The following is a 14,150-nucleotide window of genomic DNA, read 5'->3' on the forward strand; positions in this document are numbered from 1 at the left end:
TCATCCGAAATAAAACCATATTGCCCCTGCACCAACCACAAGGTGGGCAAAATAGCCGCTTTTTTGGTAGGATAACGCGTTAAGAGCGTGTCAAATTTCTTTTTATTATCTGCTGTAAATTCAATCGCCATCTTTTTGCTATACAAGACCTAGCGGTCTAATTCTCCTACAATCACATTAATAGAACCAATCACCGCCACCGCATCGGCCACCATTTGTCCAACAATCATTTTTTCGTATGCGTTAAACAGAGGAAAACACGGAGGACGCACTTTAATACGATAAGGGTTCATCGAACCATTACTAATAATATAAAATCCCAATTCACCGTTAGCCGCTTCGGTGGCCGAGTAAATTTCACCGGCAGCAGGCTGAATACCATGCATAATCAGTTTAAAATGATTCATCAAACCTTCAATGCTGCCATACACTTCTTCTTTGGTAGGAAGCACCACGCGTGGATCATCCGTAAAAATGGGACCACCGGGTATTTTATCAACCGCTTGTAAAATAATACGGGATGACTGATTCACTTCTTCCAAACGCACCATGATACGATCGTAGGTATCACCGTTTTCAGCTACAGGAATATCAAAATCAAATTCATCGTAATGATAATAGGGTTCCGTTTTACGTAAATCGTGCTCGATGCCGGTAGCACGCAAAGCCGGGCCGGTAAAACCCCATTTAATGGCTTGTTCCTGGGTTACCGCACCCACATCCACCGTGCGCTCAACCAGAATACGGTTATTTTGAATAAGCCCACGTATATCTTTAATACCGGCTGCTACTTCTTTTAAAACTGCCTTCACATCACTTTCAAAACCGGGATAAATATCACGCGCCAAACCACCAATACGGGTATAAGCATAGGTCAGACGAGCGCCCGAAATTTTTTCGATAATGTTATAAATTTTTTCGCGCATGTTGAAGAAAAACCAAAAATTGGTAAGCGCGCCTAAATCTACCAGATTTGTTCCCACACACACAAAGTGATCCATAATGCGGGAGAGCTCGCAAATAATGACACGAATAAATTGAGAACGGTCAGGGATGGTAATGCCTAAAAGCTCTTCCACCGCTTTGCAATAACCCACATTGTTCATGAGGGCCGAACAGTAATTGAGACGATCGGTATAGGGAATAACTTGCTGGTAGGTAGAGTGTTCGGAATGCTTTTCAAAACAACGATGCAAATAACCCATTTCGCTTTTAGCCGAAATAATGGTTTCACCGTCTAAAATCATCTGCGTGCGCAAAGCTCCGTGCATAGCCGGGTGCGACGGCCCCACGTTGATGGTCATTGTGGGGGTTTCAAGTTCTACATTTTGTAAAGCGTTCTGTGTCATTTTAAATCAATCCCTCTTCAACCAGCGACAAAGTCGCGTTGGGGGGAGGCTCAAATCCGGCTTTGCCGGTTTGAGGGGCGACGCAAGCCCCTACAATAAATCAGCAGGCTCCGGAATAGCCTGGCGTTTTTCTAAAGGATAATCTTTCCGTAACGGGTGTCCTTCAAACGCTTCCCACATGAGAAGCCTTTTTAAATTAGGATGTCCATCAAACTTAATTCCAAACATGTCATACGCTTCGCGTTCAAACCAATCGGCTGCTTCCCAAATATCAATCGCCGATTTCACAGTAAGATCATTTTCGGGAACTTTAACACGCACACGGATGCGCATTTTTTTAGCAAAAGAATACAGGTGATAAACCACTTCAAAACGCACTGACTGACCCAAGTAATCAACACCACAAACATCGAGCAGCATATTAAAAGGGTATTCACTGTTATCACGCAAAAATTTAAGCAGCTCGTGGCTTTTTTCTTTGGCAATAATCACCGTTGGAAATCCACCCTTCTCGTTTGAATCGAGAATAGAAGATGCAAAATTCTTTTTTAATAAATCAATGACTGACATAATTTTAATCTAAACTCTTCCGCGGATCGATCTTATCCATAATTTTGATGACCGCATTCATAATTTGTTCAGGGCGGGGAGGACAACCCGGCACATACACATCCACCGGGATAATTTCATCAATTCCCTGCATCACACTATAATTATTGTAAAACCCGCCCGAGGCCGCACAAGCACCCACAGCAATCACCCATTTAGGGTCACACATTTGTTCGTAAATTCTTTTTAAAACTGGAGCCTGTTTGTAGTTGATGGTGCCCATTACGAGAAGTAAATCGGATTGACGGGGAGAAAAGCGCACCACTTCGGCACCAAAGCGCGAGATATCGTGCATACTGGCAACCGTACCCATAAATTCAATGGCACAACATGCCGTGCCATAGGGCATGGGCCACAGGGCATATTTACGTCCCCAGTTCACCAAGTCTTCCAGCTTGGTTGTAATCACGTTATCTTCAAAAAATCTCATATCGTTTATCGCTAATCGTCTATCGCTAATCGAAAGAGCAAAAAAAGACTCTTGCGAACTGCGATAAGCGATTCACGATCAGCGAATTATTTCCATTCCAGCGCACCTTTGCGCCAGATGTACGCCAAACCAACAACTAAAATAACCACAAAGATAGCCATTTCAACGAACATAAAAGTTCCCATGCCACCTTTAATAGAATCTTTATATAAAATAGCCCAAGGGAACATAAAAACGGTTTCTATGTCGAACAAAATAAACAACATGGCCACATTAGAAAATTTAATATCAAGCTGTTCACGTGCCGAGCCGATAGGATTTAATCCGCATTCGTAAGAAGATAATTTTGCCGCCGAGGCTTTTCTTTTTTTAGGGCCAATAACAGCCGAGAGCGTTAAGAAGAGTGCCGAAAATCCGATACCAACTAAAAGAACAATCAATATGGGAAAGTAAGGATGATCCATGAAAGTGCGTGCATCTTAACAGAATTATTAACAAAAGCTAAAAGTTTTTTCGAAAAATGCGTGCCGTATTTACATTTAAGTTATATAAATGACAAGAAATAACTATGATACGTTCATTAGGACTCGACATTGGTGACAAAACGGTTGGCGTTGCTGTGAGTGATGGCCTGGGAATTACAGCTCAAGCTTTAGAAACCATTTATATCAAAAGCCCTCAAGATAGCTTTAAACGACTTTTGGAAATTATTTCGGAATACGATGTAAAAATTTTGGTTCCAGGCCTTCCGCTCAACATGAACGGCACTGAAGGCCCGCGCGTCGCTAAAACAAAAGAATTTATACGCCAACTTGAAGTATTCTTGAACAAAAGAAACACTTTTGTTGAAATTATTTATTGGGACGAACGTTTATCAAGTGCAGCCGTGGAGCGTACGTTACTGGAAGCTGATATGTCGCGCGAAAAGCGTAAAAAAGTGATCGATAAACTAGCCGCCAGTTATATTTTGCAAGGATATTTAGATTCGAAACGTATTTATAATGATGACACTAACTAGCCCAAAATGAAAAAATTCCTCCTTTTTTGTCTTTTTTCCCTCATTTTAGCATCTGGATTTGTTTTTTACATCTATCAAAAGGGAAATTCTTATAAAAATCCCCAAACCATTACTGTTTATTTTCAAAAAGGCTCTTCTTTAAAGTCAATCGCCCAAGAATTAGAACAAAACCACATCATTTATCATCGTTATCATTTTGAAGTGATGGCCCGCCTTACACATCAAGATCGTAAACTGAAATATGGAGAATACGAATTTGAAGAAGGTTTTACTCAAAACCAAATTATTGAAAAAATGGCCAAAGGCCTTACCAAAAAATACCCGCTTACTATTCCCGAAGGCTATAACTTAAAAGATATTGCTGCCGTAGTTGCTAAAAGTGAAGTTTTGCAAAACAAAGAAAACTTTTTAGCCCTTACACAAAATACGGATCTCATCAAAAAACTGAATATCCCTATCAATAATTTAGAGGGCTACATTTTCCCCGACACCTACAACATTGCACGCGAAACAACATCAGCCGATTTGCTAAAAAGCATGACGGATTTGATGCAAAAAAATTTATCGGATGAAATTGTGGGAAAAGCCAAAGCGATGAATTTAGACAAGCATGCTCTCCTCACACTGGCCTCTGTAATAGAAAAAGAAACAGGAAAAGCCAGCGAACGCCCTCTCATTGCCTCTGTGTTTTTTAACCGCTTTAAAATGAACATGCCACTGCAATCAGACCCCACCGTTATTTATGGAATCCCCAACTTTAACGGCAATTTAACCCGTACCGACTTGGATCGTGATCACCCCTATAATACCTACACACGCCCGGGATTACCTATTGGGCCTATTTGCTCACCAGGCTTAGAATCCATTAAAGCTGTAGTAAGTCCGGCTCAGAGTGATTTTTTATATTTTGTAGGAAAAGGTGACGGCAGCCATTATTTTTCAAAAACGCTGGAAGAACATAACCAGGCTGTGCAGTATTATCAGCTTAAGCAAGGTAACCCGCCGGGGGGAGAGTAAGAGTAACCCCTCCCAACCTCCCCTTAACTTAAGGGGAGGAGAAAGAAAGTCCTCCCCCCTTAAGTTAAGGGGGGAGATAGAGGGGGGTTATTCTTTCTCTGCTACCGCAACTTTCATAGTTTCTTCTTTTTCATTTTGTACACTGCACAAAATAGTCAGATTTGCAGCATCACATTCACCACGTGTGCCACTAACCTGGCAGCCACATTCTTTAGCGGCTTTACGTTTTTCCTGAGTATCATCTCCGGAATATTTTACATAGCTGCCACCGCTGCAAATATAGCAACCATCGGCTTTAGCTAATGTAGAATAACCAGCAACAATAAAACCTACAGCCAACATTAGAAGTACTTTTTTCATGAAGTGTCCTTTACGATGTGATTCTACCGCTTACTTTCCCCATAAATCGTAGGCCGTAGAATCGGTTATGGTTACGGGAACAAATTGTCCCACGCGGGAGTGTAAAGGAGATTGTGGATTTAATGCAATAAAAACTTGTCCGTCAATACCAGGGGCCTGGCCGGCATGGCGGGCTTTCATAAATTGCCCACTCTTAAGAGGAATTTCTTCGGGCATATCATCGCCTGTGGCTAGTCCTTCAAGTAAAACAGTGAGTGTTTTCCCTACATAAGCAGCATTTTTTTCTTCGGAAATTTTTTGCTGGAGGCGCATTAAATGCCCCCGACGATCTTCTTTAACCTGATCGGGCACTTTGCGCTTCAAATTATAAGCAGGGGTTCCTTCTTCGTCGGAATATGTAAAAATACCTACACGGTCAAAACGGGTCTTTTCAATAAAGCTGGCCAGCTCTAAAAAATCTTTTTCGCTTTCTCCGGGATAACCCACAATAAAAGTGGTGCGCAAGGTAATGCCCGGCACATGCGTGCGCAAATTATCGATAAGACGGTGGATGTAACGCGACGACGACCCGCGATTCATGGATTTAAGCATTTTATCAGAAATATGTTGCAGCGGAATATCAACATACGGAACCAAATGCTTATGCCCCGCCATCATTTTTACCAAGCGATCGGGAAATTGAAGCGGATACATATACAAAGGACGCAGCCAAAAATCGCCTTCAATAGTATCCAGCTCTTCAAAGAGTTTAAAAAGACTAGAACGTTCGGATAAATCGCGGCCAAATTCATTAAGATCTTGGGCGATGAGATTAAACTCTTTCACACCTCCTTTGGCAGCTAAACTTACTTCTTTTACTACATCGTCTACAGTACGGCTCATAAGACCACCACGCATTTTGGGAATGGTACAAAATGAACACGCATGCGAACAACCTTCGGACACTTTCACATAACGCGAATAAAAAGGTGTAGCATGCAGACGCGGGATATCAAAACTGGGAAGCTCTTTGGGTTTTTTAATAAAATTGCGCGTTTGTTTTTTAGTAAATTTTTCTTCTGCCAGTTTTAGTTCTAAAAGTTTAGGAAGACTTGAAAAATCGCCGGTGCCAATAAAGGCATCCACCTCGGGCAGTAATTTGGGAAGCTCACCTGTGTAACGTTGCGCCAAACACCCAGCTACAACAAGAAGCTTTAAGCTCCCCTTTTTCTTTTCCTGGGCTAACTCTAAAATAGTGTTGATGGATTCTTCTTTGGCATCTTCAATAAATCCACAAGTATTGATAACGGCCGCATCGCTGGCACTATCATCGCCCACAATTTTAAAATTACCGGCATTTAAATGTCCCATCATAATCTCGGAATCCACCAAATTTTTGGGGCACCCAAGCGACACAAAACGGACGGTAAAAGGTTTATCGTGAACTTCTGCCATAAGGGGGCAAGCTATAATGAACTTGGGGAAAAGACGCAAGGGGGTGAATTTAAAGAGTAACCCCCTCCTGGCCTCCCCCTTAATTTAAGTGGGAGGGACTTTTATCGACCAATTTTGCTATAAGTCCTCCTCCCTTAGATTAAGGGAGGAGACAGAGGTGGGTTACATTCCACGAATGTCAAAAATTAGGCTAAATTAATGCATTTCCACCGACACCAATTGTGATACACCCGGGGTTTGCATGGTCACACCATACATGGTGTCGGCCATTTGCATGGTGTTTTTATTGTGGGTAATCACCACAAACTGTGTACGGCTGGTCATATCACGAATAAGCTCGTTGTAGCGGTGTACGTTTGCCTCGTCCAGCGGGGCGTCAACTTCGTCCAGCAAGCAAAAGGGCGAGGGTTTAATTTGGAAAATGGAGAAAATAAGACTTACCGAAGTAAGTGCTTTTTCACCACCCGATAAGAGTGAAATAGATTGAAGCTTTTTGCCCGGGGGCTGAGCCACAATTTCCACACCGGTTTCCAAAATATTGTTTTCGTCGGTTAAAAGCAGTTCGGCACGTCCACCACGGAATAATTTGGGAAACAAAACTTTGAAACGTTCGTTTACCATGTTGAAGGTGGTAAAGAACCGGTCTTTGGTGGTGCGGTTAATTTTTTGAATCACACGTTCCAACGCTTCCAGCGAGGTGTTTAGATCGTCGCGTTGTTTACTTAAAAATTCAAAACGGGTTTTAATCTCTTCAAATTCTTCAAGAGCTGCCGTGTTTACTTCACCCAAGCGCGCAAGCTTGTCTTTTAATTCGGCCACCAACGCCTTGGCTTCTTCCACATTAAGCTCGGTATCGTAATGCACATCGCATACTTCCGACAAACTGAGCATGTGGCGTTCTAAACACTGCTCCACCAAATTTTTTGTTAAGTTGCGCACGTCGGCCAATTTTAAGGTTACTTCATTTAATTGCTGGCTTGCTTCTTCATGTTCTTTACGACGTTCGCGTATAAACAATTCGCGATCTCTAATTTTATTACCAATGCCTTCAAAAGCTTCACGCTCCTGCGATAATTGAGATTCTAAATCGGCATGCTTGGTTAGTTTTTTATCGAGCACTTTGTCTAAATGAGCCTGCTCACTGGCCAATAATTTTGTTTTAGAGTCTAAAAAGCTTAAGCGTTCTTCGTAAGTAATTTTTTCAATACCAATTCTAAATTGTTCATCGCTTAAACGGTTAATTTCCGATGACAGATGTGTGTTGCGCTCACCAGCCTGGGCTAGCTCCACTTTTAAACGGGTTAAGTTGTCATTTTTAGTATCAAACGATTCTTTTAAAACTTCCAAGCGTCCACGACTATTTTGTAGTATATCGGTTAAACCCAGTTTTTCTTCAGCCAAGCTGTCGCGTTCAATATTTAAATTTTGTAGTTCGGGTTCAATAGCATCTACCGATATTTTTTCGTTTTCAATTTGCTTTAACAACACCTGTTGCTGATCCGACAATTTTTCCATTTCCTTGCGGCAATGATCTAAATCTTTTACTTGCGTGGCGAGTTTTATTTCTTCTTCTACCGAGGTACTTTTTACTTCTTCTAAGGTAGACGTTAAGGTTTCTACTTTTTGAGTAAGCGAGTACAGCGTATCTTCGTTTTGCGACACTTCAAAACTTAAGTGCTCGGTAATAGAAAGAAGTTCTTTAATTTCACGTTTTTTCTCAAGCAAGGCTTTAGAGGTAGAAGCCAAAGTACCGCCGGTAATAATGCCGCTTTTATCCACTACGGCACCATCCATGGTAACAAGAGTTTTATCTTGGTAACCACCTTCCCACAAACCTAAAGCACGCTGAAGCGTATCAACCACAACAGCATCGCCAAATAAATAATCGCCCAATTTATCGTAACCGTTTTTAAAATTAACAAATTGCTTTAACGGCCCCACCACACCTTCTTGATGGGCATAGTCGCCAATATGGGATCCACTAAAGGAGGACGATTCGATGGGGACAAACGAACTGCGACCCGATCCGGAAGTTTGCAAATAATCGATAGCCGAAACACCCTGAGCCTGCGATTTAACCACCACGTATTGAAGTTTTTCGCCCAATACAGCCGAAACTGCACTTTCGTAAACAGGATCGGTTTCAATACCATCGGCAATGGTTCCTAAAATACCATCGGCGCTAATTTCTTCTTTTTTAAGCAACACCGAACGCGGGCCTTCTTGGTAGCCTTCAAAAGTTTTTTCAAGTTCTTCCAAAGATTTTAAACGTGAACGTTTTAACGTAAGATCATCTTTTAAATTTTTAAGTTCAGCTTGTTTTGAAACAAGAAGCTGTTTTTGCGTATGCAAATCAAGAGCCAGCTCGTCTGTTTTAGAAGTAAGGTTAAGTTTTAATTGTTTTAAATTATTGAGCGATTCATTGGCATCGCGGTACACATGACTTAAACCCTGATAATTCTTTTTTAATCCTTCTAACTCCATTTCCTGGCGACTCATGCGAGTTAAGAGATCTTCGCGTTTATTTTTTAAATTTTCTTCAATGGTATTAATTTGCGTAATACGCGAATCAATTTGATGCGAGCGACTTTTAGCATGCTCAAAAGATTCGGTAAGTTCCATCATTTGTAATTCTAAATTATCAACTTCTTGCTGCAACATTTCGGTTTCTTCACGCAAACTTTCTTCGTCGCAATCGGCCAAAAGTTTTTGTTCGTTAATTTGCTCTACGCCATTGCCCATACCGCTCATTTCGGCCGAAAGTTCGTAAACATGCTTTTTAATATCGTCCATTTCACGCGTAATTTGCGTAGTGAGCTGGCGTTTATGAAGCAGAGTGTTTTCGGCCAAGCGAATAATATTGGTGGTTTCAAAAAAATCGTTTTGGATGCGGTTAACGGCGCGTTCTTTTTCAAGCTGGATAAGCTTTAATTCTTCTAATGCGTTTTCTTCTTCTAAAATTAAAGTGCGAGTCTGATTTTCTTTTTCGTCAGCTTCGCGCAGCACTTTTTCAAGTGAATGTTGTTCAGTCTGGTTATTCTTGAACAGATAAGAAGCAAGCTTCAAATCCCAGGTTGTAAATTCGGTTTTTACTTCGCGATATTTTTCGGCTTTTTTAGCCTGGCGATCCAGGCTTTTCATCTGACGATCAAGTTCGGTAATAATGTCGGTTAAACGCAAAATATTTTGCTGGGTTGCTTCCATCTTGCGCAGCGCTGCTTCTTTGCGGGCTTTAAAACGCGAAATGCCAGCAACTTCTTCAATATAAAAACGGCGTTCTTCGGGTTTGGCTGTAATCACTTGAGCCACACGGCCTTGTTCAATAACGGAGTAAGCGCGTTTACCAATACCGGTTCCTAAAAAGAGTTCGGTAATATCCTTTAAGCGACAGGGAACTTTGTTGAGAAAATATTCTGATTCGCCGCTGCGATATAAACGGCGGCATACGGAGATTTCGGATTGGCCCAAATATTCAACGGGTGTGACGCCGCCATCGGTAGAAAAAGTAAGTTCCACATGCGCCATCGATTGAGGCGCGTGACCATCGGAACCGGCAAAAATAACATCTTCCATGTTTTTGCCGCGCAAGTGCTTGGCGCTTTGTTCGCCCATCACCCAACGAATGGCATCCACAATATTAGATTTGCCACAACCGTTTGGTCCAACCACGGCCGTGATGTCTTTTTCAAAAGTCACCACGGTTTTTTCCATGAAGGATTTAAAACCAATAATTTCAAGACGCTTTAGCTTCATTAATAATATGCTTGGATGGAGTTTTCCCTCTTAAATAAGACTAAACTTTGACGTGACCGTAGCACATGCTAGTTTTTTTTGTAAAGGTGATTGTGTGCCTCTGATTAAAATATTTTAAACACGTCTAAACCCTTAATATAACATACTATTTTAGGCGCATTTTGGACCAACTTATCCACAGCTGTGGATAAGTCTGTGAATATAAATGTAAGGTAGTGTATGGTCATTCGCTTCTGAAATTATTTAGCGCTTACAGCTTGAGACGTACTGGGTACATTGGCTCCCCACAGAAAAGAGCCAGGGGAATAAGACAGAACACTTTGTTCACCGGCTTTTTGCAGTTGATCAAAAGTATAAACATCGTTGGGTTTTCCAAAAACAAGTACACCCTGGCCAATAGTATTGGGCTCTGAAGCTTCTACTCGCCCTGCCCATCCCCGCATAGAATCAAACACCATGGTTTCGTAATCGTGGCGATCTAACAGAGCCCCTACTTCGGAATGATCTACCAAATGCGTGCGACGCGGCGAGACTCCTACCAAATCGAGGTACGGTTCGCGGTCCATAAGCATGGCTGTGGGCACACGTTGAGGTTGAGCCCGTAATAACACCGTGCCCTCGCCCAAAATTTCATCAATGAGAGCATTGTTAGTAGCATCTTGCTGCATCACGCGCGGATAATAGGCATATTCTTCTTGTGCTTTACGAAGGCGCACTTCCAAATTTTCGTCCAAGCGAATTCCCACACGCGGCGGCTCTAACATATTGCGCACTCCTGTTTGTACCGGCTGCGGTACCCATTCGGGAATCCAGCTACCAGCATTTTGCGTTGGATTCATGAGTGTCCACAATACTTGCGAACGCGTTTTGGGACCGTAGATGGAACCTTGAAAGTCGCCGATGATGGCACTGTGTAAATCATCGGATAGTTCCACCACCTCAAAGCCCTGTGCGCGTAAGGCGTCTACACGGGCATAAAGAGCATCACGTACTGCAGGTTCTTGCATCTCAAAATCTTTTTTCACATAGGCTATACGCGGAACATACGGAGTAAGCGTTGGTGCTGGAACACTTGACGTGGCGCTAATACCCTGAGCCACTCTAAAAGCGGTTTCGGCATCTTGCGCCATCATGCCAATATGATCGTCGGTAAGTGAATAATGCACCACACCCTGGCGCGGAATACCATCTACCGGTGGAATATAAGAACCCACACCCGATACAAGTGATGCGGGCGCGTGAATAGACCCGCCTGTATCCGAACCTGAAGCCACCTTGATGGGACTAGTAGAAGATTTTACCAAATAGACTGTAGGTGATGACGATCCTCCAATATCGGTACCGCGATAAATAACACCATCAATTTCTACCACCTGCTCGGAGGCAGGCGACGGGTTAGGAATATAACGTCCACGCACATCTTTAGCCGTTCCGCCATTACCGGCTGTAACCGCGCCAATAGGAACTTCTATGGCACCCAACTCACCCACACGGCGTGAAAAGAAACTCACTTCGTCGCTGGCTAATCCTGGTCCCATCGACCCCATGGTAGTGTAGCCTGCAAATCCATCTTTGGGCACACTCGTTACCACTAAATCTTTACTGCCAACAAGTAAGCCAGTAATTGTTTCTTTTTGTCCACCCACTTCAAAATAAACCGGACGCCCGCTGTCCCACAAGCTATCCGCCTCACGAGCCACGCTTCTATAATGAGTTACATCGGCTTGGGTATTACGTGTGTAGATAGAGTTATTGGCAAAATCGGGATCACGCAGCATGACATCAATCTGTGTTTCACAACGCATTAACCGTTGCCCGTTAATCCCGTTTTGCGGATTAAAAGCCCAAATCAAATCGTCGGTAGTAAATTGGCGATTGATAAAATCGAGTGCCACATTAGGTTCGCTTGCTAATAATTCTTCAAAATTGCGATACCCATTCCGTTCCAAATAAGTCTTCATCTGCTGAGCCGCTGATGTATTGGGAATACGGGTAATAGGGGTTGTGAGTTTATTAGGTTCTTTTTTACCACCCGTAATTGTATCCACAGTATCCAGTTCACCGCTGTCTAATTTAGCACGTGCTTCGGCATGCATGGTATCGTTGGCATCTAAAGTTCTTTCAAGTCCTGCGCGATGATTGGCACGTGTGGGTAAATAACGTTCGGCATCCAACGCAGCCACGGTGCGCGCGTGTGTTGATGCATCTTCGGGAAGAACAGGATGTTCCTCAGGCAATGTTCCTATTGCACGCCTGGCACGCTCAACAGCCAAACTTTCTTCGCCTGCTGCATGGCGTGTTGCATCGGCCAAAATTTGTTCGGCTGTAAAATCACCGTTAACGGCAGGATTTGAACCTGTTTGCGACATCATGCTGCGATTAGCCGCATTTTTCATGAGTAAAGGTTCTAGGTGAGCTAGACTTAACAAGCTTACGGTTGCTGCAGAAAAAAGCATTTGTCCCACACTCACTTGCGAATCCTCATCAGTAGCAGCCGAATAAAGATACGATCCTAAGCGTGTAAGTTCGATGGGTAAAAGTGTTTTGGATAAAGGATCCCACACGCGCGCCAAACCGGCGTGCATGGTCGACAAATTGCCGGCAAAGCGAGGATGGGACGCCATTTCTGCAGCATAATGGGTTGAAGACATAAAGCGACGTACGGCATCAGCATCTTTAAGAGCTTGCCCCATAGCAGCAGTCCCCATACCGCTTGATTGGTACATCGACAAACTGTTACCAAAAGTTCTGGCTCCTTGCGCCCAGGCACTTACACCAAAAGCAGTGCCCACGGCACCTACAGCCCACCCACCCACATTAAGAGTATCATCTAGGGGTGTATGCTCCGAATTTGCGGGATAATCTTGCGTAGCGAGCCTTTCGGCAGATTCCAGAGCAGCTGGTGCCGACCGCACCGTTAAATAGGCACCGGCGGCTGTAATGGTAGCTGCTCCTGCCGCAGAAAAAGCAATAGTAGAAGCCGTAGCGCCAACACCTGCTACAAAAGCTCCCGCTCCCACTAAACCAGCACCCACCAAAGCAGCGCCGGCAACAGGTGCCAGCAACGCAGCCCCTGCTACAAGAGCCCCACCAACTACAATAGTAGTGGCGGCCACATCTACATAATCCCAAAAACCCCATTCTTCTTCAGCGGCCGCAATTGTGCCAGAAGCTTCCGCCGGCTCATGGGGTGGTACATAGGGTTCAATAGGTTCATCCACCACAGGTTCGTACGCCGGTCTTAATACCGGAGGCACATATTCATCTTCTATAGTAGAACAGGTTGGAGGCGGCAGACACTCATCCTCATCCATCATCGACATGCCATATGCGTCTTCTAGAAAAGAAGTATCGTAGGCAACAGAATCTATGTAGTCCCCAGCGCCCATCTCGTTCCTTAATAAAAGAAGCCATCGTTCTGATGTCTTCTCTAGTGGAAAGCCTGAGCAAATATGATGCCATGCGTCATTAGCTAAGTAAGCACCTGAATTTTATTGCTTTTTATAAGTAATTGCTCAATTAGAAAACGCCTCAAAACCGTGCAATGCCCTAAAATAGGGCATGAGCGGGCTATAGGCCTACAAATTAAGCAAAATTAAGTTGATTAAAAACCAAAACGCCTGCACAACCAAAAAATGAACAAAATAACTTTCCTATTTATTGTTGCTTTCTCTTTTATCACTCTTTCTTTTGCCCACGCTCAAAGCTTGCCCGCACCCTGTAACGGCATTCAAGCTGGAACTGGACTACAAATGGCCGGGTGGGATGTTTTAAAAGCAGCTCAACTGTTCTGTGCTTCACATCCTCAAGGGAATTGGAGTGGAATGACACTGTTTGCTCACGAAGAACCCCGTAAAATTAAAAAAGGAAAAGGGAAGCAAGCTTTTGGCTGGTCTACCAAGAATAGACAGGCTCATATTAGCCTGGTCGGCAACAAAGTAAGCCAAATTGAAATTCTCCATCATGAAATTATGGGACATTTAATTCCCAACGCCTGGGAACATGATGATAAATTTAGAAGAAATCGGATGCAATCGGCCGTTGATTTAGGCTGGCTTACTAAAGAAGAAATGAACCGTGCCTTAAGCCAAGATCTTAAAGAACGAGTATATCAGCAATGGATGTACCCACGTATTAGAGAGTGGATGATGAAAAATAATATTGCGCAAAACGATTAATA

General features: G+C 43.2%; 11 protein-coding genes. 3 read left to right on the top strand and 8 right to left on the bottom strand.

Annotated features, from left to right (window positions below; all coding sequences use genetic code 11):
- Positions 1–149 precede the first annotated feature (149 nt).
- The 4 genes from K1X76_05770 to ndhC form a co-directional block, all read right to left on the bottom strand.
- The gene (locus tag K1X76_05770) at positions 150–1,349 is read right to left on the bottom strand and encodes an NADH-quinone oxidoreductase subunit D (GenBank protein MBX7148575.1); all 1,200 of its coding nucleotides are present in this window, start codon (positions 1,347–1,349) and stop codon (positions 150–152) included.
- A gap of 90 nt (positions 1,350–1,439) precedes the next feature.
- Positions 1,440–1,919 carry an NADH-quinone oxidoreductase subunit C gene (locus K1X76_05775; protein MBX7148576.1) on the bottom strand — a complete coding sequence of 160 codons (480 nt, stop codon included), beginning with the start codon at positions 1,917–1,919 and terminating at the stop codon, positions 1,440–1,442.
- 4 nt (positions 1,920–1,923) lie between these two features.
- Positions 1,924–2,388, bottom strand: a complete 465-nt coding sequence (nuoB, locus tag K1X76_05780) for an NADH-quinone oxidoreductase subunit NuoB (protein MBX7148577.1) — start codon at positions 2,386–2,388, stop codon at positions 1,924–1,926.
- A gap of 86 nt (positions 2,389–2,474) precedes the next feature.
- Positions 2,475–2,852 (bottom strand): NADH-quinone oxidoreductase subunit A, encoded by a 378-nt coding sequence (ndhC, locus tag K1X76_05785; protein ID MBX7148578.1) that lies wholly within the window; start codon positions 2,850–2,852, stop codon positions 2,475–2,477.
- 107 nt (positions 2,853–2,959) lie between these two features.
- Between ndhC and ruvX the strand changes: the two genes are divergently transcribed.
- Together ruvX and mltG are read left to right on the top strand one after the other, a co-directional pair.
- A complete protein-coding gene (gene ruvX / locus K1X76_05790) occupies positions 2,960–3,406 on the top strand; it encodes a Holliday junction resolvase RuvX (protein MBX7148579.1) in 447 nt (148 codons plus the stop codon).
- Positions 3,407–3,412: 6 nt separating this feature from the next.
- Entirely contained in the window at positions 3,413–4,423 is a 1,011-nt protein-coding gene (gene mltG, locus K1X76_05795; protein MBX7148580.1) for an endolytic transglycosylase MltG, read from the top strand.
- A gap of 87 nt (positions 4,424–4,510) precedes the next feature.
- On the opposite strand, the gene K1X76_05800 is transcribed toward mltG, so the two are convergent.
- From K1X76_05800 to K1X76_05815, 4 genes are all read right to left on the bottom strand, one after another.
- Positions 4,511–4,783 (bottom strand): hypothetical protein, encoded by a 273-nt coding sequence (locus K1X76_05800; GenBank protein MBX7148581.1) that lies wholly within the window; start codon positions 4,781–4,783, stop codon positions 4,511–4,513.
- Positions 4,784–4,813: 30 nt separating this feature from the next.
- On the bottom strand, positions 4,814–6,217 hold the full coding sequence (gene rimO, locus K1X76_05805) for a 30S ribosomal protein S12 methylthiotransferase RimO (protein ID MBX7148582.1): 1,404 nt from the start codon (positions 6,215–6,217) through the stop codon (positions 4,814–4,816).
- Between the two features lie 195 nt (positions 6,218–6,412).
- Entirely contained in the window at positions 6,413–9,970 is a 3,558-nt protein-coding gene (gene smc / locus K1X76_05810) for a chromosome segregation protein SMC (GenBank protein MBX7148583.1), read from the bottom strand.
- A 239-nt stretch (positions 9,971–10,209) separates the two neighbouring features.
- Positions 10,210–13,359: an amidase gene (locus K1X76_05815; protein ID MBX7148584.1), complete on the bottom strand. Its 3,150-nt coding sequence runs from the start codon at positions 13,357–13,359 to the stop codon at positions 10,210–10,212.
- A gap of 246 nt (positions 13,360–13,605) precedes the next feature.
- Between K1X76_05815 and K1X76_05820 the strand changes: the two genes are divergently transcribed.
- Complete coding sequence (locus tag K1X76_05820) at positions 13,606–14,148, top strand: hypothetical protein (protein ID MBX7148585.1); 543 nt, start codon at positions 13,606–13,608, stop codon at positions 14,146–14,148.
- The last annotated feature ends 2 nt before the right edge of the window (positions 14,149–14,150 follow it).

It is taken from the genome of bacterium (assembly GCA_019695305.1).
In the GTDB taxonomy this organism is placed as follows: domain Bacteria; phylum UBA10199; class UBA10199; order UBA10199; family JAIBAG01; genus JAIBAG01.